Annotated in this window: 15 protein-coding genes; 7 read left to right on the plus strand and 8 right to left on the minus strand. The window is 65.5% G+C overall.

Translation table 11 applies throughout. The features are described 5' to 3' along the window. Positions 1-102: 102 nt before the first annotated feature. The gene (locus G5C50_RS25555; RefSeq protein WP_165073811.1) at positions 103-2547 is read right to left on the minus strand and encodes an exopolysaccharide transport family protein; all 2445 of its coding nucleotides are present in this window, start codon (positions 2545-2547) and stop codon (positions 103-105) included. A gap of 640 nt (positions 2548-3187) precedes the next feature. On the opposite strand from G5C50_RS25555, the gene G5C50_RS25560 reads away from it, so the two are divergent. Beyond that, a complete protein-coding gene (locus G5C50_RS25560) occupies positions 3188-3436 on the plus strand; it encodes a hypothetical protein (RefSeq protein ID WP_165073812.1) in 249 nt (82 codons plus the stop codon). 3 nt (positions 3437-3439) lie between these two features. Here G5C50_RS25560 and G5C50_RS25565 read toward each other — a convergent pair whose 3' ends face one another. Beyond that, positions 3440-4216 (minus strand): exosortase-associated EpsI family protein, encoded by a 777-nt coding sequence (locus G5C50_RS25565; RefSeq protein WP_165073813.1) that lies wholly within the window; start codon positions 4214-4216, stop codon positions 3440-3442. 315 nt (positions 4217-4531) lie between these two features. Here G5C50_RS25565 and G5C50_RS25570 point away from each other — a divergent pair, with 315 nt between their 5' ends. From G5C50_RS25570 to G5C50_RS25585, 4 genes are read left to right on the plus strand one after another with little or no spacing between them, the layout of a single operon-like run. Further along, a complete protein-coding gene (locus G5C50_RS25570; protein WP_165073814.1) occupies positions 4532-6388 on the plus strand; it encodes a carbamoyltransferase family protein in 1857 nt (618 codons plus the stop codon). Positions 6389-6406: 18 nt separating this feature from the next. After that, positions 6407-6823, plus strand: a complete 417-nt coding sequence (locus G5C50_RS25575) for an SxtJ family membrane protein (RefSeq protein WP_165073815.1) — start codon at positions 6407-6409, stop codon at positions 6821-6823. Positions 6824-6831: 8 nt separating this feature from the next. Then, entirely contained in the window at positions 6832-7035 is a 204-nt protein-coding gene (locus G5C50_RS25580) for a DUF5989 family protein (protein ID WP_165073794.1), read from the plus strand. Positions 7036-7039: 4 nt separating this feature from the next. Then, complete coding sequence (locus G5C50_RS25585; protein WP_165073816.1) at positions 7040-7597, plus strand: sugar O-acetyltransferase; 558 nt, start codon at positions 7040-7042, stop codon at positions 7595-7597. Here the strand turns inward: G5C50_RS25585 and G5C50_RS25590 are convergent, their stop codons facing one another. After that, positions 7598-8185: a DUF1697 domain-containing protein gene (locus G5C50_RS25590; RefSeq protein ID WP_165073817.1), complete on the minus strand. Its 588-nt coding sequence runs from the start codon at positions 8183-8185 to the stop codon at positions 7598-7600. Further along, positions 8182-8928, minus strand: a complete 747-nt coding sequence (gene gpmA, locus G5C50_RS25595) for a 2,3-diphosphoglycerate-dependent phosphoglycerate mutase (RefSeq protein ID WP_165073818.1) — start codon at positions 8926-8928, stop codon at positions 8182-8184. Before gpmA ends, G5C50_RS25590 begins: the two co-directional genes overlap by 4 nt. Before the next feature lie 802 nt (positions 8929-9730). On the opposite strand from gpmA, the gene G5C50_RS25600 reads away from it, so the two are divergent. Continuing rightward, positions 9731-10645, plus strand: coding sequence for a cation diffusion facilitator family transporter (locus G5C50_RS25600; protein ID WP_240907362.1), 915 nt, complete (start codon positions 9731-9733; stop codon positions 10643-10645). 15 nt (positions 10646-10660) lie between these two features. Next, positions 10661-11158, plus strand: a complete 498-nt coding sequence (locus G5C50_RS25605) for a hypothetical protein (RefSeq protein WP_165073819.1) — start codon at positions 10661-10663, stop codon at positions 11156-11158. Positions 11159-11215: 57 nt separating this feature from the next. On the opposite strand, the gene uvsE is transcribed toward G5C50_RS25605, so the two are convergent. The 4 genes from uvsE to G5C50_RS25625 all read right to left on the minus strand — a co-directional run bounded on the left by uvsE (position 11216) and on the right by G5C50_RS25625 (position 21750). After that, positions 11216-12115, minus strand: a complete 900-nt coding sequence (gene uvsE, locus G5C50_RS25610; protein WP_165073820.1) for a UV DNA damage repair endonuclease UvsE — start codon at positions 12113-12115, stop codon at positions 11216-11218. Beyond that, the gene (locus G5C50_RS25615; RefSeq protein ID WP_165073821.1) at positions 12112-13935 is read right to left on the minus strand and encodes a glycoside hydrolase family 15 protein; all 1824 of its coding nucleotides are present in this window, start codon (positions 13933-13935) and stop codon (positions 12112-12114) included. The genes uvsE and G5C50_RS25615 overlap by 4 nt, the downstream gene beginning before the upstream one ends. Before the next feature lie 79 nt (positions 13936-14014). Continuing rightward, positions 14015-16126, minus strand: a complete 2112-nt coding sequence (locus G5C50_RS25620) for a hypothetical protein (protein WP_165073822.1) — start codon at positions 16124-16126, stop codon at positions 14015-14017. Beyond that, positions 16123-21750 carry a GH36-type glycosyl hydrolase domain-containing protein gene (locus tag G5C50_RS25625; protein WP_165073823.1) on the minus strand — a complete coding sequence of 1876 codons (5628 nt, stop codon included), beginning with the start codon at positions 21748-21750 and terminating at the stop codon, positions 16123-16125. Before G5C50_RS25625 ends, G5C50_RS25620 begins: the two co-directional genes overlap by 4 nt.

Consider the following 21750-nt stretch of genomic DNA (forward strand, 5'->3'; position numbering starts at 1 on the left):
CCGCTGCAGTCCAGAGCCAGCGGCCGCAGCCTCCTCGCAGTCTCCTATTCAAGCCTAGGGCATCGCCGGGTCGGTTGTGCACGAACCGGCGAGCCGCGCCGCTCACTCGGGGGAGGTCTCGTCGCCGGCTACGCCAGGGTCGGCGCTCGCCGTCGGCTGGCGACTGTAGGTGTAGCGGCCGTAATACGAGTCCGACGACCTCATGCCATTGATCACGGTGCCCAGAACCGGGATGCCCGCCAGATCGAGCTGACGGCGGGCCCGTTCGACCTGCGGGGCGCGGCTCACGTCGTAACGCGAAGCCAGCACCACGCCGTCGGTCCAACGCCCCATGATCAAGGCGTCGGGGACCGGAAGGATCGGCGGCGAGTCGATGATGATCAGATCGTAGAGCTGTCGGAGCCGGGCGATCAGCATCCCGAACGAGCGCCCCTGAAAAACGCGACTGGTGTCGGACGTCGGCGTTCCAGCGCAGAGAAGGTGGAAGGTTCCGCCCTGCACGGGGATCACCACGTCTTCGACGTTCAGGTCTTCCCGCGTCAGCACGTCATTGAGGCCCAGGCCTTCGGCGACGTCGAGCAGGGGGCTGAGAGCCCCGCGCCGGAGGTCGGCGTCGATCAGCAGCGTCGAGTGGCCGGCGTGGCCGCAACGAGCCGCCAGTTGCGCCGCCAGAGTCGTCTTTCCCTCACCCCCGACGGCGCTGGTGATCAGCACGCAACGCCCCAGACCGACGTCGGGATGGTCGCCGCAGATGGCGAACCGCAGATGGTCCAGTCGCTGGATGAAGCGGTCGATGTTGTCGTCGCCGTTGGAGCCCAGCCGTCTCGGCGACCGCGACATGGGGATCGGCGGCAGCGAGTAGACCTCCGACTGAACCCGGCTCGACAGCGAGTCGGGATCGCCGACCCGTTCCGCCTTGATCTCGAACAGGGAGAACAGCCCCAGCAGGGCGATCAGAAGGGCCAGCGGCGCCGCCGCCATCAGCTTGAGCCGTTTGCTGTCAGAAGGCGTCCGGGGAATCGAAGCTTCTTGCCGCAACTCGACGCTCAAGGAGTCTCGATAGCGGAAGTCCAGGTCCTGGAGCTTTCGGTTGACGACGCGCTCGTCTTCCACGATCGATTCGATCTGCGTCTGAAGGAATTGGGCCCGGAACGTGTCGGAATTCAACTGCTGGGTTTCGAATTGGGTCTGGTCCAGGGCTTTCGTGATGGCAGCCTCCTTCCGCTGGAGTTCCAACACGATCTCCCGCAGCTCGGGGATCGTCCGGGGCCGACCTTCCAGATGCTGATCCCCGCCGCCCGCTGCCGCTGGTCGGCCTTGTTGCAACGAAAGTTTGACCTGTTCCTCGACCTCGGCTCGGTGCGTCTGCCACTTCTCCTCGATGCGGGCCTTGAGATCGTCGTGAGTTGTCTGGAACCTACGAAGTGCGGGATCGTTCCCCTTGCGAGTGCCTTTCTCGATACGATCCATCTGACCTTCGATGTCCCTCATCTTCTCCAGGAGTTCCGCGACAGGCGGCAGGCGATAGAATTGGGCGGCGACGAGTTGAGTAAGCTCCGCCTTCGAGATCCGGGTCGCAGTGTTGGGGTCTTCGGCGACGTCGGCGACTTCCTCGAATCCCGCCGACCGTTGATCGAGTTCGGCTTGCGCCTCGAGCAGCTTGACCTGGTTTTCCAGCAGCATGCTCTTGTACTTCCGAAACTCCTCGAACGAGGTGTTCTGCTCGAGCGACGGCTTGTTGGTGGATTGCTCCGCTTTCGCTCCCTGAGAGCCTTTCGTTGCGCCGACCGTTACCTTGTCTGGATCGATGTCTCCCTTATCCATCAGCGCGAAGAGCTCGGCCTCCTTTTTCTGGCGTTCGAGGTTCTTCGAATCCAGATACGTCTTCAGGCTCTTCATGAACTGCTCGTCGCCGGCGCTCTTCTTATTCCTGGTCGTATCCATATAGGTTCGGACGACCGCGTTCACGACGTTCGCCGCTTCGACGGGGTCGGTCGAATCCAACGAGACTCGGATCAACTCGGTCTTCGGGAGGTTGAAGACGACCAGCTTGTTTCTGAGCGTCTGAACGGGCCAGGTCGAATTCTTGACGATCGGCAGGTTGACCACCGACGGATCGGCCACGACCTCATTAAGGATATCGTCGACCGTGATTGCGTTGATTTCCGTTTCGAGTTTCCGATCGGCCATCGATGAGGAGTTGCGGTTGTCGCTGCCGAACAGGTCCGGCTGGATCGCATGCACCTCGATCATGCTGACCGCCTGGTACGTCGGCTTCACCTGAGTGTAGATCAGGTAGAGCAGGGGGGCCGACGCCGCCAACCAGAGGCCCAGGATCTTCCACCAGTTCCGGGCCAGGCCTCGCAGGATGCTGACCGGGTCGATTCGCGTGGTCGGCCCTGCACCCATGTTCGCGCCCGCACCCACGGTCGCCAACTCGCGACGCTCCCCGAACGAGGCGGCCGGCCGGGCCGGCGTGAGCGGCGACGGTGATGGCGAGAGCGATCGCGCCGGCAGTGTCGAGTCGTGCCTGTCCGAAATTTCCATCGATGATTACTCGAAGGTGGTGGGATCGCTATCGAGATCGTGCGCCGGCGAGATCGCCGCGGGGGACGGCGAGGGTCCGAAGCCGTCCCGGTCGAGAAGAAGGGATCGACGGTCCCCGTCAACCAGGGAGAGGGCTCGCAGGCCGTGGAATTCTCGACGCCCGCCCCCCGCCGTCATCGTGAAACTGTAATCCAACGCGTTCAAAATCGTCAAACGAAATCCCCGCGTGCGGCCGTGTCCACGCACACGCTGGAACATGCCGCCTTGTAGGCCTGGATACGACTCAAGAGCCGGTTTCCGTTTGGCGACCATGATTTTATCTATTTTAGCTGGTTAACCCAAGTTCGTGACCTGATAGAATTCGAGCGCCGGCTTTCTATGATTACGTATAGGACATCCCGCGTGTCGCAGGCGGCGGCGATTTGGATGCATCCTCGTTGCCTGTAAGCAACGGATTTTTGCGGAATTGTCGGAGGCATCGCCGGCGCGTCATCGCGTGGGGTGTTTTTTGAGGAGCCTGGTCGTGCCTGGGGCCGATCGAGTTCGATGGGCGAGTCTCGTGCGCGCCGGTTAAGTGCGAGGACGGCGGAAGCCGACGGCTTCACCTCGTCCGGGAAACTAGACGAAGGGAGCGACGATCATGATCGCTCAAGACCTGGAGCGAGGGCGGCCGGATCTTGCGGCCGCGTCACGATCGATCCAAGCTTCGACTTCGAATGACGCTCGGGGCTTTCACGTCGGCGTCCGCTGCGTGCACGTCGGCCTGGCGATCCTCCTGCTCCCCGCGCTCGCGACGGTGCTCGTCGTCGGCGGGCTTGGGGCCGGGGCGATCAAAATGGCTGCGGTCGTGAGCCGCGTCGTGCATAAGGAGCGGTCTTCGACGCTCTGAACGTTATCGAGCGGCGACCTCGGTCCCATTCCCGGTTCGCGCCTTTGAGTCGATCTCGGCGGCCAGCGCGCTGAGCAAGTCGTTGCACGCCTCGTCGGGGGGCTCGGAGGATTTGATCGTACGCTGAACCTGGACCTTGAACATCCCCGGGTTGTACCGGAAGAGTTTCCAACGCCCTCCCATGGAGGGATCCCAGGTTCCAGCGTTTCGGAACGAGTAGTAGACGTCATGGAAGACGTTCATTCCACCCTCGATGCGGCTGAACACTCCCGCACGGAAGGGAATGGGAGGGGCTGACTCGTTCGCGCCGGCGATCATCACAGTCCGAGGGACGGATACCGCCTTGCCCCCGGTGGCCGGGTAGCAGACCTCAGGCGTATGGCCCCAGACCAGCTCCGCGAGGCCGTAGAGCACCAGGACGGTGGCAGTCTCCCCCGTTCGCTGGTTTTCATAGTTGCGCACGATATGGTCGCTCGACCCGGCGATCCTTGCGATCTCGGGATCGAGAGTGGCTTCCGCCCCTTCGATCATCCGCCAATCCCCCAGAATCTTGGGGATGTCTTTCAGCGGAAACGGGGATTCCTTCTCCCGAGTCAGGATGGAGGCGAACTGGAATTCCCGCCAGTATCGTACCGCTCCAGAGACTCCGAGCAGCAAGCAGATCATCGCCAACCAGCGCACGTCGAGCTTCCAGGCGGAAGAACGACTGGCGGTCTGGGGACGTCGGACCACTGACTCGGAGTGGCTCGCGGCCGGTTGATCGACCAGGGCGTTTTCCATGAGCTCTCCTCGGTGCCTGGGAGGGGGCGGGCCAGTTGCGGGTGATGCCGTGGATGCGCTCCACCCATTATTATGACATCACGAAGACGACGCCTTCAAGACTGCGCCGACCCTGAAAACCACGAAAGTCTATATAAAAACCAAGTAGGTCCGGAATCGCCGTCCGTCCAGCGGCGGCCTGCTCGGCGCGAGGACCGCGCCGGCCGGCCTCGCCAGGATTGGACGCTCGTGATAACCTGGGAATCGCCGGTATACAGGAGGGGGGGCGGGAGGCCCGCCGCCCGGCTCGCTCGAGAAACAGGGACGAGGACGAGCATGACGGCGATCCTGGGGGTTTCCGCGTTCTACCACGACAGCGCCGCCGCTCTGGTGGTGGACGGCCGGATCGCCGCCGCCGCCCAGGAGGAGCGGTTCACGCGCATCAAGCACGACGCCGCGTTTCCCACGAGGGCCGTCGCGTATTGTCTCGAGGCCGCCGGCCTGAGTCCGGCCGACGTCGATTACGTCGTCTTCTACGACAAGCCGCTCACGAAGTTCGAACGGCTTCTCGAGACCTATCTGGCCTACGCACCCGCCGGCTTCAAGAGCTTCCGTTTGGCCATCCCGCTCTGGCTGAAGGACAAGCTTCACATGCGGCGGATGATCCGGGAGGCCCTGGGCCTCGGCTGTCGCGCCCGCTTGGTCTTCACCGACCACCACGAGAGCCACGCCGCCAGCGCCTTCTTTCCGAGCCCCTTCGACCGCGCCGCGATCCTCACCCTCGACGGCGTCGGCGAGTGGAGCACGACGACCGTGGGCGTCGGCGAGGGCTCGCGGATCGATCTGCTCGAGCACATCGCCTTTCCGCACTCGCTGGGCCTGCTGTACTCGGCGTTCACCTACTACTGCGGGTTCAAGGTCAACAGCGGCGAATACAAGCTGATGGGCCTGGCCCCTTATGGTCGGCCCATCTATAAGGATGCGATCCTCGATCGCCTGATGGACCTCAAGCCCGACGGCAGCTTTCGGCTGGACATGGATTACTTCCAGTACTGCCAGGGGCTGACCATGACCAACGCCCGGTTCGATGAGCTGTTCGGCGGCCCGCCGCGGTCGCCGGAGTCGAACCTCGAACAGCGGCACATGGACCTGGCGGCGAGCATCCAGTGGGTGACGGAGGAGGTCGTCCTCCGGATCGGCCGCGAGGCGCACCGGAAGACGGGGGCGAACAACCTCGTGATGGCGGGCGGCGTGGCCCTCAACTGCGTGGCCAACGGTCGGCTCCTCCGCGAAGGGCCTTTCGACGACATCTGGATCCAGCCCGCGGCCGGCGACGCCGGTGGGGCGCTCGGTGGGGCGCTCTTCGTCTGGCATCAACTACTGGAGAAGCCTCGTGAGCCCCACGGCCGCGACTCCCAGCAGGGGAGTTTCCTGGGCCCTCGGTTCACGAACGAGGAGATCGGCCGGTTCCTGGCGGGGCAGGGGGTGGACGCGGCTCCCTGTGAAACCGAGGCCGAGCTTTGCGAGCAGGTCGCCGGTCACCTCGCCGACGACAAGATCGTCGGCTGGTTTCACGGCCGGATGGAGTTCGGCCCGCGCTCGCTGGGCGCCCGCAGCATCATCGGCGATCCCCGATCGCCCGCCATGCAGGCGACGATGAACCTCAAGATCAAGTTCCGCGAGAGCTTCCGCCCCTTCGCACCGGCCGTCCTCCGCGAGCGCGCCTCCGACTGGTTCGAGATCGACCCGGAGCACGAGAGCCCCTACATGCTCCTCGTCGCCCCGGTGCGTGAGGATCGCCGCACGCCGATCGACGCCGAGGCTCTCAGGACGATGCAGGACGATCCCGACCTCCGACGGCGGGTCAACGTGGTCCGCTCCGAGGTGCCGGCGATTACGCACGTCGACTACAGCGCGCGGCTTCAGACCGTCGACGAGGAACGCAACCCTCAGTTCCACAGGCTCATCGAGGCTTTCGAGCGGCTCACCGGCTGCCCGATTCTGGTCAACACCAGCTTCAACGTTCGCGGCGAGCCCATCGTCTGCACGCCCGAGGACGCCTACCGCTGCTTCCTGGCCACCGACATGGACGTCCTCGTCCTGGAGGACTACGTGATCGTCAAGGACGACGCCGCGCGGAAGGCCGGCGCGAGCGTCCGCGAACGGTATCTCTCCCAGTTTCAGCTCGACTGACGAGACGAGGACGCCCGCATGCAGTGGTCCGACATCAAGTTCGACCCGACGCTGAAGACGCTCCGGCAGTTCGCCGCGATCGGTTTCGTCTTCTTCGGGGGGCTCGCCCTGCACCAGGGGCTTTACCGAGGCCGCACGACGGTCGCCATGGTCCTGGGCGGGGTCGCCCTGGTCATGGGCCTGCTGGGACTGGTCGCCCCGGCTCTGCTGAGGCCGATCTACGTCGCCTGGATGGTTCTAGCCTTCCCGATCGGCTGGACGGTCTCGCTGTTGACCCTGGCTGTCATGTATTACGGGCTGTTCACGCCGCTGGCCCTGCTGTTCCGGCTAATCGGCCGCGACCCGCTCGACCGTCGATTCGAGCCGGCCGCCGAAACGTACTGGACTCCCAAGACGACCCCCACGGATCCCCGCCGCTACTTCAAGCAGTTCTGAGGCCGACCATGTCCGAAGCCCCGCGCCGAACCGAATTTGAGAAGGCCGCCGCCGAAGGCGAGGGCGAAAGCCTCGTCGCCGAGTTCCTGGCCTTCCTTGGAGAGAACAAGAAGTGGTGGCTGATGCCGATCGTGGTCGTGATGCTCTTGCTGGGCGTCCTGATCTGGCTCTCCAGCACGGCCGCCGCCCCGTTCATCTACACTCTCTTCTGAGCCGATGCCCAGCGAACGCGAGAAGATGCTGGCCGGGGAGTTGTACGACCCGGCCGACCCCGAGCTGGTCGCGGCGCGCGAGCGAGCCCGCGACCTTTGCTGGGCCCTCAACGCCACGCGAGACGCCGACGCCGACGAGCGTCGGCGAATCCTCCGCGAGTTGTTCGGGGCCGGTGGGGATACCGTTGGGATGCAGCCGCCGTTCTTCTGCGACTACGGTTCGAACATCCGTATGGGAGAGCGGGTCTTCTTCAACTTCAACTGTGTCGTGCTGGACGTCGCCGAGGTCCGCATCGGCTCGTACACGATGTTCGGCCCCTCGGTCCAGATCTACACGGCGATGCACCCGATGGACGCCGCCGCTCGTCGCCTGCGCGAGTACGCTCGCCCGGTGTCGATCGGCGAGGACGTCTGGGTCGGCGGCGCGGCGGTGATCTGCCCGGGGGTGACGATCGGCTCGCGGTCGGTGATCGGCGCCGGCAGCGTCGTCACCCGCGACGTCCCCGAGGGCGTCTTCGCCGCGGGCAATCCCTGCCGCGTCATCCGGCCGATCGAGGGCTGATCAGTCCTCGACGGCTGCGGCCAGGTCGCGGAGCGTTTCCATCGTCCGCCAGTTCCGCATGGTCATCGGGACGCCGGCCGCTTTCTCCATCCCCTCGGCGAACTTCGAGCGGCCGAGGCCGTCGGGGGCGTGGAGATACACGACGTCGCCTCGGATCTCGAACGCCTCGCGTCCTTTGGCCTTGGCCAGCAGCGCCGCCATACGCTCCGCGTCCGGGGTGCCGAGGCAAATGCCGACGTGGACCGTTTTCGGGTCTTCCGCGGCGGGCTCCGAGTAAGGATTGCCCGCCACGATCTCGGACCACCGAGTCGCATCGACGAGCATGACCCGCGACGAGAACCCGAAATCGCGGGCGAACTCCACGGCGCAGGCCTTGGCGACCTCTTCGATCGGCCCGTCGGCCGCGAAGACGACGTTGCCGCTCTGGATGTAGGTCTTCACGCCGCGGTGTCCAAGCCGCTCGTGCATGGAGCGCAGGGACTCCATCTTCACGGCGTTATTGCCGCCGACGTTGATACCCCGATACAGCGCGACGAGGACGGTCCGAGAGTTCGGGCCGTCCTCGCCGGTGCGGCTGATCTGGGTCACTTCGCCTTGCCCTGGGCGGCGACCGCGGCGGCCTTCTTGGCGATCTCGTCCTGGTCGCCCAGGTAGTAGTTCTTGATCGGCTTGAGGTCGTCGGTCAGCTCATAAACGAGCGGGATGCCCGTCGGGATGTTGAGGCCGACGATGTCGTCGTCGGAGATCCCGTCGAGGTACTTCACCAGCGCCCGGAGGCTGTTGCCGTGGGCGGCGATGATGACCCGCTTCCCGGACTTGATGGCCGGGGCGATCGTCTCGTTCCAGTAGGGGAGGACCCGTGCGACCGTGTCCTTGAGGCACTCGGTCTTGGGGAGCTCAGCCTTGGTCAGTCCGGCGTAACGGGGGTCGGTGCCGGGATAGCGGGGGTCGGACTCCTCCAGGGCCGGCGGAGGCGTGTCGTAGCTGCGGCGCCATACGAGGACCTGCTCATCGCCGTACTTGGCGGCCGTCTGGGCCTTGTTCAGCCCCTGGAGCGCCCCGTAGTGCCGCTCGTTGAGCCGCCACGTCTTGAAGACCGGGAGCCACATCTGGTCCAGCTCGTCGAGCGTGTACCAGAGGGTGCGGATCGCCCGCTTGAGGACCGACGTGTAGGCCACGTCGAACGCGAACCCCTCCGCCTTGAGCACCTCGCCGGCCTTCTTGGCCTCGACCTTCCCCTGATCCGACAGGTCGACGTCGTACCAGCCGGTGAACAGGTTCTCTTTGTTCCAGATGCTTTCGCCGTGGCGCAACAGGACGATCTTGGGCATCGCTTCTCCTCAATTGGGACAATCGGCGGCGGAGGCCGCTCACCGCCCTATTGTCCCCGTCACCCGGACCCTGGTCAACGCGACCGCCCGTCGCATCGGATTGAGGCTCACCCTCGACGGATATCAACTCCCCTTCGATGGCTTCGCTTTGGGTTCGATCGGCTTGAGCAGCCTCCCGGAATCAGGTCGCAATGACTTGTAAGCAAACGTGTTGCGCTGTTGGGTCAGTCGCTTCGTTCGGCGAGAAACCGGAGGACTCGCTCCCGCCTCATCCTGAGAAAACCTCCGGTCGGGCGGCTCTTCCAGGCAAGCCTGTGGAGACGGCCGCGGAGCCGCCTGCGCCTGGGCTCGGCGATTCTCACAATCCAACCGAGATGTCAAAGATCCCGCACGCAGCGGTTCTCTCTATGGGGGAATGTACTCTCCAAACCTCATCGACAGCTGGAGTCCCGGCGTAATCAATACGATCGATCCAGACTTTCATTCAGCAACATAATTTCGATTATCGGACCCACTGGTAGCTTGGGATGTCGACCTAGATTAAGACCACCTTCGGACTGCCCATCCAGCAGTCCGCGTTCTGGTTGTCGCTCCAGAAGGCTGTCGGCGTTTGTAGGAGATAATGGGCGTTCTGCCCGGTAATCGGCACGAGGGCAAGGGGAAGATAAAGGGGTTTATCCTGCACAAAGCCTCCCGGCAATCTGCTCGGCCTGCTGACGTCCGCGTGGCGTCCTTGGGAGAGCTTCGCTTGAGCCCCCCCGCTCATCTATCCAAGTTCTGCTCGATGAGATGAAATGGCCCCATGAGCACTTCACCCAACACCGTCCCCTCTCGGAACGAAAGTCTCGCCTCGCCGGCCGAACGCGGCATGAAGGCCGCTTTGACGGGCCTCGGGGTCAACGCCGCGATGGTCACAGTCAAACTCCTGGCCGGAATCCTCGGCCACTCGTACGCCCTTGTGGCTGACGCCGTGGAATCGTCGACCGACATCTTTTCCTCGCTCATCGTTTGGGCTGGTCTGCGGGTCACCACGCGACCCGCAGACGAGGATTACCCCTACGGATATGGGAAGGCTGAGACACTCGCCGCCGCCATCGTTTCGCTCATGCTTCTCGGTGCAGCCCTCGGCATCGCCGTCGCCGCCGTTAGGGAGATACGGACGCCGCACCACATGCCCGCCCCGTTCACGCTCGCCGTCATTGCCGTCGTCGTCGTGGTGAAAGAGGTGCTTTCGCGAAGAGTGCTGCGGGTCGGCGAGGAGACCGGAAGCACGGCGGTCAAGGCCGACGCCTGGCATCACCGCAGCGACGCCCTGACCTCAGCCGCTGCGTTCATCGGAATCTCCGTCGCCCTCTGGGGTGGTCCAGGCTGGGAGTCGGCCGACGATTGGGCGGCCCTGGTCGCCTCCGGCATCATCGCCATCAACGGCTTCCTGCTGCTTCGTCCCGCTATCCGCGACCTTATGGACCGGATGCCTGAGGATTTCCCCACGGAGCGAATCGCGGAAGCGGCCCGAGGCGTCGAAGGGGTCCGGTCCATCGAGAAACTACGAGTCCGAAGGCTCGGCACCGAATTCTTCGTCGACCTCCACGTCCAGGCGGACCGCATGATTCCCCTCTGGGAGGCTCATGTGATGAGCGGCAAGGTCAAAGGAGCCATCCGCTCGGCCGTCCCCAACGTGGCCGGAGTCCTCGTGCATATGGAACCGTTCGATTGACCGTAGGAGGTCGAAGTGACTCGTTACCGAATCTCGCTCGGCTGGCTCATGCTCGCTATCGCCCTAATCGGGTTTCATCTCGCGGTCGTCTGTTCCTCTTCTCCGCCTCTTGGTCTGGGCAACCTAGAAGTCGGCCTGTTGCCGAGCGTCACCGTTCTGGCCATCTCACTTATGTCTGTGTCGACGAACGGGCGACGCGGGGAACAAGGCCGGACCTTCGTCAGGGGCTTCGCGGCGTCTCTTGCGGTCACGGTCTGCATCTATCTTGTCTGCTGCCTGACGACCCCTGAACTCGTGAGGCGGTCCGTCGTGTACTACATCAACGAGATTGAGCCGAGCCTTTATGACGCCGACCTGGGCGAGGTCTATCGGTTGAGCCTGGAAGTCCAAGGATTGGTCCTCGGTTCGCCGCAACTGCTCGTTGCACTGGCCGGGGGGACGGTGGCGATGGGCATCGCGAGAGCGAGACGGAATGCGGCCGTTGCGACGGACCGGCGACTGGCCCCACGGTGAAATGGGCCGACCGAATAAGGCCACTTATCAGACGATTCCTCTGACGTCACCGATCGTTCAAATCCGCCGAGCCAGGTCGCCTTTCAGTCTGAGGACGGCGACTTCCTTCGCCTTCGCTTCGACCTCCACCGTTACGTCGAGGCTTCGCCAGCAGTCGGGGAAGTCGGTCGTGTCGATGAAGTCGTGGTGGCGTTCGGGGCGGGCTCCGGTCCAGCCGTCGATGGGGCTGGAGATGTGCAGGAGCGGCTCGCGGTTCCAGGTGGCGAGGGCGGCCGTCGTGGCCTCCTCGACGGACAGGCCGTCGGGGCGGCAACGGTGGTGGTGGACGTCGTAGACGAGCGGCACTCCGGTTGAGCGACAGACGGGCAGCAGGTCGGCCGGGGTGAAGACGCGGTCGTCGTTCTCGACGGTCAGGCGCTCGCGGGCTCGGGGAGATAGGCGGTCCAGGGCCCTGGCGAAATCAGCCAGCGCAGTCGGCTTGTCGCCGAACGCCCCGCCGCCGTGGACGTTGATCACGTCGGCCCCAATCCATTCGGCGACCTCGGCCTGATACTCAAGCTCGCGCAGCGAGGAGTCCACCACGTCCGCTCGCTTCGAGTTCAGGACGACGAACTGATCGGGATGGAAGCACGTCCGCAGGCCGTGGGCGCGGACGAAGTCGCCGCACTCCTTGAACCGGGCGACGACCTGGTCGGAGTTCGGCAGGTCTTCCACGTTGTAACCCAGCAGCGGGTGCGTCTTCAGCGGCAGGATCTGGCTGTTGACCCGGAAGCAGCCGATCCCATTCGCCGCGCAATACGTCAAGGCCGAGCGCAAAGACCCGGCGTTCGCCAGGCCGATCGCGGAGAGCTTCGCCAGGCCGGCCGCGCGGTCCAGCTTGCCGAGCGAGGCGGCCGTGGTCGTGGAGAACTTGATGGGCTCGTTGAGAAAGACGCAGCAGAGGCCGAACCGGATCACGAGGACCGTCCTTCGTCGAGAGCGCGGTCGAGGTTGAACGCGGCGCTGATCAGCGACAGGTGGGTCAGCGCCTGGGGATAGTTGCCCAGGGCCTCGCCGGTCGCACCGGTCTCCTCGCCATAGAGGCCGAGATGATTGGCGTATCCGAGCATATGTTCGAACATCAGGCGGGCGTCTCGCAGGTACTTGGGATCGGCCTTCCCGGCCCGGGTCAGGGCCTCGACCATCCAGAACGAGCACATATTGAAGGCGCCCTCTCGGCCGTCGAGCCCGTCGGGGCTCAACTCGGGGTCATAGCGGTAGACCAGGCTGTCGGATGACAGCCCCCCCTGCGCCAGCGGGCGGCGAATCGCCTCGACGGTCTTCAACAGCCGCGGGTCGGTCGGCGACAGGAAGAAGACCAACGGCATGATGAGGACCGAGGCGTCGAGCGCTTCGGCGCCGTACGCCTGGACGAACGAGCCCTGTTGATTGCTCCAGCCGTTCTTCATCACGTCCAGGTAGACCTCGTCGCGAGCCTTGATCCAGCGTTCGCGATCGGCGGGGAACGACCGCTTGTCAGCCAGTCGGATCGCCCGGTCGATGGCCACCCAGCACATGAGCTTGGAATAGACGTAATGCCGGCGGCCGCTGCGAGCCTCCCAGATTCCCTCGTCCTCGCGCTTCCAGTTGTCGCAGACGAAGTTCACGATCCGTTCAAGCTGGACCCACAGGTCGTAAGAGATCGGCGCGCCATGCTTGTTGTAGAGGTAGACGGCGTCCAGCAACTCGCCGTACAGATCGAGCTGAAGCTGGCCGGCGGCGCCGTTGCCGATTCGGACGGGCTTCGAGCCGCAGTAGCCGTCCAGGTGGCTCAATTCCTCTTCTGGCAAGTCGTGTCGACCGTCGATGCCGTAGACGACCTGGAACGGGGCGTCGCCGCAGTCCTCATGGCAGCGAGCCTCGATCCAGTTCATAAACCGACCGGCTTCCTCCGTGAAGCCGATCCGCATTAAGCCGTAGAGCGTGAAGGCGGCGTCGCGGATCCAGGTGAATCGATAATCCCAGTTCCGCTCACCGCCGATCTTTTCGGGAAGGCTGCACGTCGGCGCGGCGACGATCGCGCCGGTGGGTTCATAGGTCAGCAACTTCAGGGCCAGCGCGGAGCGCTCGACCATCTCGCGCCATCGCCCCTTGTAGGTGCAGTGCGACAGCCACGTCTGCCAGTAGGCGATCGTGGCGCGCATGAGCTCCTCCGCCTCGTCATGACCGAAGGGGCCGTCGGAAGGTCGGCGAAGGGCGAAGGCGACCGTCTCGCCCGGCTTGAGAGTGAACACCGCGGCGACGCCGTCGTCCTCGGGCGTCAGATCGATCGAGCCGACGAGTTCCAACTCCAGGCTGGGACCTTCGAACACGGCCCTGGCGCCGTCGATCCTCGTCTGGTGACGCGTGCGGGCGTAGTCGAACGCCGGCCGACAATGGAGGCGGAATGGGGCCGAGCCTCGGATGACGTGGACCTTTCGCACGAGGAACGGCGCACCGGGGACGTTGTGCAGGCCGACCGGCATGAAGTCGGTGATCTCGGCCACGCCTTTTTCGGAGAGGAAGCGCGTCACCAGGACGTTCGTGTCGGGCCAGTAGAGCTGCTTCCGGGTTGCATGCGGGCAGCTCGGGGCGATCCGGAACGATCCGCCCTTGTGCTCGTCGAGAATCGCGCCGAAGAGGCTCGGCGAGTCGAACCGTGGGTAACATAGCCAGTCGATCGACCCGTCCTGACCCACCAGGGCGGCCGTATGCAGGTCGCCGATCAGCCCGTATTCCTCAATTGGTCGATAGCCCATCGCGGCCCTGCCCTCCCCGGCGACGCGGAAGCGGAACGTCCGAGGAGGATGTCCGCAAACCGGGCGCCGGGGATCAAACTCAGCGTGAAGCCGCCGTCAGGCTGAGGATCGTCAGGTCGAGCGGTTTCCCCTTCGAGCCCGGTCCGAACGTCAGGACGACTTCCTTGACCTGGGCCAGGCCGGGGGTGGCGGGGAGTTGGAATTTGACCTCGGCCTCGCTGGTTCCAGTCCGGGCCAGTTCGGCGGTGATCTCCGTGGGGATCATCCCGGAATGAGTGTTGGTCGCCGTCTTGGCCGGCTTGAGCGCGATCTTGACGACGCTCGCCTCCGACTTCAGTTGATACCGCAGCCGAAGCTCGACGCCCGAGAGGTCGAAACCCTCATCGCTCTTGGCGACGACGGCGACGCCCGGATCGGCGATTCCCATGCTGCGAACGAAGAACCCTGCGCCGTCGCGGCCGGATTCGATCGGGTGGTCCTTGGAGTCCCAGGCGAAGGCCGAGGAGGAATCGTCGTGGAGCAGGCCGGCGGTAACCCCAGGGTGGAATAGATCGTCGAGCGCCGCGCCGAGACTCTTGGAGGCCAGGTACGACTTCATATGCTCCGACGCCGTTCCCAGAAGGCCCAGAATCAGCGAGAACGTATGGGCCGAGGTCTGGAACCGAATCGGCTCCTTGGTCGTCGTGCGATAGCCTTCCCAGGGGCCGTGCTCGGTTAGGAGTTCGTCGATCGTCGTCCAGTTGGCGGCCAGGAACGACTCGACGGCCGCGGGCGAGACGGAGTAGGCCGGGCCGATCGTGTAGAGCGAGGGGGCGTCGGTGATCCGAGGATCGGGCGAGACGGTCACGTCGGGGATGCCGATCGATCCGGTGTACTGCAATCCTCGGCCGCTGTACGACTCAGAGAGGAAGCCGGGGAGCTTGTTGCGGGTCGAGTAGTCGATCTCGACGGCGACGAAGTCCTCCAGCAGGCGCCGCCAACTCGGACGGTCGAGCTCGGTCATCGCCAGTTCGAAGCCCAGGCCCTGGAAGGCTGAGCCCTCCCACGGCGCCAGGACGTTCAGCGTCTTGCCGTCGACCGTCTGATAGGGCCGAAGCTTGAAGCCCAGGTTCTTGATCGCGTCGGTCGGCAGCCCGTAACGCAGGACGATGAACGTGGCCGGGCCGCGGAACTCGTTGACGAGGTAGTCGACGTGGCCGTCGACCCACTTCCCTTCCAGGTCGTTCCAGCCGAAGAGGCGGTTGTGGGTGGCGTCGCGGCCGAAGTAGAACTGGCCGGCGGCCGGGTCGTAGAGACGGGCGTAGCCGTCGCGCTGAAGTTCGAGGAACTGCTCCATCTTCTGGCGAAGCTCGACGACCTCGGGCATGTCGCGGACGTCGGCCCGCGAGAGGGCCCCGATGCAGCGGGCGACCGATGACGAGAGGTTGGCGTTGTCGACGAACACGGTCATCACGACTCGGTCGTCGAGCACGTCCATGATCTTCTGCTTCGTCTCATTGTCGCGGAACGGCTGCAATTCGCCGTCGAAGTGCGACCAGCCGTAGGTCTGCGTGCGGTTGACGGAGGCCTCCTGGCCGTCCTTGCGAGGGGTGATCCACCCCTTGGCGGCGAGCGCCTTCCAGGCCGCTTCGGCCTTCTCGGCCCCGAGGGCCGCGGCGAGCTTGCTCTTCTCCACTTCCCCGGTCAACGGTCCCAAACGCTTGCCGGTGGCCAGGTCGAGGAAGTTCCCCAGCAATCCGTCGGCGCTCAGGCGAGGATCGGCCTGGTCCTTCAACAGACTTCGGGTCTGCTGGTGGAGTTTCGCCAACGCGTCCTGACGCGAGAGGAAAGGAGCATCGCAGAGCCCGGCGGCGACGTTCGCGAGGATCTCCATCCCCTGCCCGATCGCCGTCAACTGTGTGAACGACCGCAGGAAAAGACCCTTCGGCGGATCCTGATTCCAGCCCTCGAAGGGATAGCCCGATTCCGGGTCGAAGATGCGGTTGTCCGGGCCCAGATACTGGAGCGCGTTCGCCAGCAAGGCGCGGGCGTGGGGGTGCTCGGCCGGGACGGTGGGGAACCGGAACCCGGGGGAGACCTCCGGAGGCGGCGGGGCGGCCGAGGCCGCGCCGGCCAGGGCCAGCGACAGGCCGACGAGCGCGCGTTGGGGCGTCTTGAGGAGGGCGCCCAGCCAGTTCGCACGGATGATCATCGTTCGATCCTCGAAGCGGCCGGCCGGTCCTCGGGAGCGCCGGGGCCGGTCGCGGCGAACGGGCTGCAGGAGACGTCACGCACGACGTGGACGGTTCCCAACTCCTCGGCGGCCTCGACGTCCGTCGGCTCGAAGGCGGTCCCGGCTGCGAGTCGCAGGCCGAGGACCGACTCCATCGCCTGGCGGAACATCCAGCCCGCCGCGCCGGTGTAGCCATTCCAGATCATACGGCCCGGATCGAACGTCGTCACCATGTCGGCCGCCTGCTTGTTGGGCTGGCCCCCGTAGATCTCGATCGTGGTCGGGTCTGAATGGAAGACGGCGGCGATCTTCTTCCAGAGGCGGAAGGCCGTTTCGGTATAAGCCTTCGCCGCCTCGATGTCGCCGCGTTTCGCGGCCTGCTCGGCCAGCACGCGAGCCGCGCCGACGAGCCACTGGACGCCGTGGCTGTACATGCCGTTCTCGCGAACCCCCTCGGGATACCAACTGCTGCGGCCGAGGTAGGGTTTCGTATCCTCGCGCAGAGGGGGATACCCCAGGAGGATCGTGTCTTGCTGTTCCAGGACCTCCAGGGCGGTTTCGAAGACGATCCGGCCTCGGTCGGGGTCGATCCCCGACATCACGGCCCAGGCGGCGGTGAGGGCGTCGATCTCCCAGACGCCGCTCCCCTTCACGCCGATCTCCGTGCCGTCGTCGTGGATCGCCCGCAAGTAGCGGTCGCCTCGCCAGGTCTTCTGGATCGCCTCGTTCAGGGCGGCGAGTCGACGGGCATAGGATTCGGCTCGCGCCTTGCCGTCGCGGGCCTCGATCGCCGGGATGAACCGCTGGAGGATGTACGACAGGAAGAAGCCCAGCCAGACGCTCTCCCCCCTGCCCTCGCTGCCGATCTCATCCAGGCCGTCGTTCCAGTCGCCCGTGCCGATCAGAGGGATCCCGTGCGCCCCCATCCGTTTGTCGAGGACGAGGTTGATCGCGCGGAGGCAGTGGCGATAGACCGTGTCTGACCGCGTCGATCGGATCGGGTCGAAGCCCATCCCGTGCTTGCCCCTCGGCAGGGGCTCGAAGGGCTGCTCCGATTCCAGATAGGGCGTCCGCTCGTCGAGGAGCGAGGCGTCTCCAGTGGCGTCGAGATAATCGGCAACGGCCCAGGCCAGCCAGAGGAGGTTGTCGGAGGCGTGCGACCTCCCCACAAAGCCCGTGCGGCCATCCTGGAGCCGGTGGAACCAGTGGACGACGTCCCCTTCGAGGAACTGCTGAGAGGCGTGCAGAATGATCTGCCGCCGCGCGATTTCCGGGTCGACCCAGATCAGGTTGACCGAATCCTGCAACTGGTCGCGGAACCCATACGCGCCGCTGGCCTGGTAGAACCCCCGCCGCGACCAGATCCGCTCGGCGAGCGCCTGGTATTTCAGCCAGTCGAGGTAGGCGTCGAACTCCTGCGAATCCGAGTCGACCTGGACGGTCGCCGCGAGATTCAACCACCAGCGGCGGGTAGCCTCCAGGCCTTCTTCGACGTCGGCCACGTCCTGATACTTCCGGATGACGGCCTCGGCCGAGGCCCGATCGTCGGCCTGGCCCAGCACGACGACGACCGTGTACGAGCCCCGCGCCGGGACCTCGATCGTCGTCAGCAGGCCGGCGATGGGCCGGTCGTCGTCGATGTTCGTGTTCGGATCGCCCTGTTCGACGAGGAACGGACGACTCAGGCCGAGCCTTCCCTGACGGCCGAAGAACCGGCCACGGCGGGTCTCGAACCGCTCAACGTCTTCCGAGACGGCGACGAACGCCGGGCCGGTCCGGAACGTGTTGCGGGGGTTTTCGAAGAAGACGGCGTTGAGCGTCTTATCGATCCGTACCGCGAGCGTGCCGGCGAATTCGGGCTGGCCAGCCAGAACCATCTGGAAGTACGGGGCCACGCGCAGCCGTCGCGGCGAGTCGGCGTTGTTCTTCACCATCAGGAGATAGACGCCGACTGGATCGTCGGGCGGGACGAAGGTGGTCAGCTCGGTTTCGAGAGTCCCCTTGCTCATCCGAAAGACGGCCGTACCGTCGACGCCGAACTCGGATTCCGTCGCCGCCTCGGGATCGTTCAGCGGGTGGTACGTCGGCGAGAACCATTCGCCGGTCGCCGGGTCGTGGAGGTAGAACGCCTCCGACGGAACTTCCTTCGTCACGATGTCCGACCAGTCGGGCGTCAGTCGGTTCTGCTGGGCGTTGACGCTCGCCGACGTGTGCAATCCCCGATTCGTCACGACCATGATGTGGCCCAGTCCGTTCGACATCGTGTGGTCGAACGGTCGAGGCGTGAAGGGCGTGCGGACGAGGAGCTTCGAGCCGTCCTCGACGAATTCGCAGTAGGGCGACGGCGTTCCCTCGGGGATCTCGCCGTGACCGATCCGGTGCCGTTCTTTTCGCGTTCGAGCCGGGGGCCCCGAATTCGCGCCGGGGATCTCGAGATGCTTGGCGATCAGATCGGCCGTCTGGGCCTTGTCGGTCGCCAGGCCGATCAAAAAACGGACCGAGACTTCCCCCCTCGGAGGCACGATCACATCCACGAGGAGGCTTCCGATGGGATCGAGCGTCGGATGCGCCGCTTCGTCTCGCGCGGGCGTGAAGTCGAGCGTCTCCAACGCCCGAGGCTGGTCCAGGGATCGAGCCCGGCCGATGAAGTCCATCCGAGACGTCAGGAACCCTTCGGGCTTGCGGTCGGTCGCCAGGAAGCCCATCGCCTTGGCGTGCTTGTCCCAGGCGAGGATCGCATGGAGCGCGTCGACGTACTCCAGCTCGGCGAACAGGCGGTTGTACTGCGTGTGGTTTCGATCGGCGTCGGCGCGGTTCAGAACCCACTCGATGTAGGGAACGAGTTTGACGGTGCGCAAGGAGTCGGTGGGGTTGCCGACGGTCAGCGTCCACAGTTCGACGGGGTCGCCGTCTTCCGGGAGGCTGACCTTCATCATCGTCCCCAGGTGAGAGGCCTCATGCCCCTTGCCGTGGTCCAGGGAGTCTCCGTGTCGCCGCCAGTCGGAGAGGTAGCTCCCGGCGAGGATCGAAGACGACTCGCCCCCCTCCACCAGGAAGAACTCGCGGCCGGCCGGGTCGAGCAGATCGTACGAACGACGGCTCACGTCCTGATCTTTCAGCGGAGACCGCCCGATGACCGCGCCGTCCTCCCGGACTGTCAACTCGTAAGAGGCGTTGTGGAGCGAGAGCGTCGTCGGCGCCTTCACTCCCAACAGGCGGCGGACCAATCGGACGATCATGCAGACAGCAGCGCAGGCGAGGGCCGCCAGCGCCAGCAGCTTGAATTGTTCGCCGATCGGCCGCGCGGCGAGATCGCCCCAGAAGCTCCCCTCCTGGCTGATGATGGCCTGGGATGCGGTCCAGGCGTGGTCCCAGTCCGCGCCTCGAGGGATGTAGAACGGCAGGAGCAACGGCGCCCAGGTGGCGAATCGCTTGACGGCTTCCGGGATGCAGCGAGCCGTCGACGACGGCGCCAGGAAGCGGGCCAGCTTGCGCTCCCCGGCGTCGACGCCCAGGAAGCTCAGGTTGACGAGCGTCGCCACCCGAAGGCCCATGTGGTCCATCCAGATCAGGACCCGGACCGCGTCGTAGGCCAGAAGGTAAATGAACATCTGCAACGACCAGGCACGGAACGCCTCGGGCGTCTTCGTTAGCGACTCGAACGTCGCGACGACGGTCCGCAACGCGCCGTCCTGGTTGTACCAGGTCGGGTCGCCCATCGGTCGGAGGAACGAGTTGATGATCGGCGACATCCAGAGGCCCCACCGCGCCACCTGGATCGAATTTTCGCCCAGTTGCCGCAGCCCGGCCGCCGAGAACATCGCCCGGATCGGGGCGGTTTGCTTCTCGAAGCCGGCCGCCATGAAGGTCCGATTGAGCGCGAACAGCCAGGCGGCCGTCGACCAGGTCAGCACCCCGGCGAGCGCCTCGGCGAAGAGGAGGTCGGCCCCCCCCTGCACGGTTCCCAGCCTCATGAACCCCCATTTGCTTACGAGCGGATAGATCCCGAAATCCTCGGCCGGTCGTCCCACCGACGTGTACTTGAGGAACTTCGCGATCACGACCCCGACCTGGGTCGCATCAAGGTAAAACCCAATCGCCGCGCCGATGAGGCCGCCCAGCAAGACCCGCACGCCGTAGAACCGCAGGGCCTGCAAACCGCCCCGGCTCAGAGCCCCGCGGATCGAGTCGCGAACGGCGTCAACCCCCGCGTAAGCCGCGGCTCCAATGAGGAAGCCCAGGGCCGCGCGGTGCGACATCTCTCGGTCCTGCCAGGAACCCAGGAAGCCGAAGGCCAACCCAAAGCCGATGATCGCGCCCCGAGCCGTCAGCCAGGGGTCGCGATAGCTCCGCGCGAGTCGCTCGAAGAACGGCGGACTGCCGTCGAACGACTCGAAGATCGTCTTCACGAACGGGAAGGCGATCGCCCCCAGCAGAGCCGACCACGGCAGCGGATGCGCGTCGAACAGGCCGCGGAATCCAGGACGCGCGACGAGCGTTGCGACGACGTACAGCAAGGTCATGAAGATCCCGCTGTAGATCATCCCCTTCTTCATCCCCTGCCACGGATGCGACCGCATCGAGGTCCCCGTCGGAGGCCGTCCGTTCACGGCGTCGATCGCCAGGCCCGTGCAGAGGTAGGCCTCGGCCCACAGGCCGGCCTGCGAGAAGATCGTCGCCAGCACGACGATCGGCAGGCGGAGGTCGGGCATCAGGCCGGCGAGGTTCGCCCCCGATCCCAGCGAGGCGATCCACGGTCCCGCCGCGACCGCGGCCGCCGCCGCCAGCATTGCCAGGAATCCGGCCGCCGATCGCGAAGCCTTCCCCGAGACCCATCCCAGGCCCTCGGCCAGCAGCACGTTGAACAGGAAGACGACCCCCGCACGCATCAGGTAGGCGGCGATCGCCGAGCTTCCCGCAAGGCCGTCGAGCAGCCCGCTCGGTTCCAGCAGCGTGAGCCCGCCGGCGACGAATGGCGTTCCCGCGATGAGAGCCGCTCCGGCCGCTCCCAGCCCCTTCCCCGTCGTCGACAGACGCACGACGTGGGCCAGGACGTACACCGCCAGCGTCACCGCCGCGCCCGTCTGACTCAGCCAGAGAATCTGCCGCCATTCCCCGGGCGGTTGGATCAGCGTCATGGGACTGGACGCCAACGCCAGCAGACCGGCGACAGCCGCGTGCCGCGCGGCCTCCCACGGGCTGGGCGTCCTGCCCGACAGCACGAGCGACCACCAGGCCCCGACCGCCGCTCCCCCTAGCGCGATCCAGGCCGCTCGCCAGCCGGCCGCCAGAGCGTCCAACTCGCCGATCCCATAAACCGCGGCGATCAAAGCAGCCGTCGCCGCCCAGCCCGCGCCCAGGGCGAGATCTCGCGCCACGGCCTTCGCGCCCGTCGTCCAGGTTTGACGGCCCTGGGCGTGCGTTCCCAGCCAGGGCCGCAGCGCCAGAGCGATCATCGCGGCCGCCAGAGCCGCCAGCGCGACGGAGCCAAGCCTGGCGAATGGATTGAAGCTGAGTTCGCGTAACTGGCTCATGGGCTGAAACCGAACGTCGAAGCTGATCTTGCCGACGACGGGGTCTGGCGAGCCGGGGCGGCGTTTCAC

It is taken from the genome of Paludisphaera rhizosphaerae (assembly GCF_011065895.1).
In the GTDB taxonomy this organism is placed as follows: domain Bacteria; phylum Planctomycetota; class Planctomycetia; order Isosphaerales; family Isosphaeraceae; genus Paludisphaera; species Paludisphaera rhizosphaerae.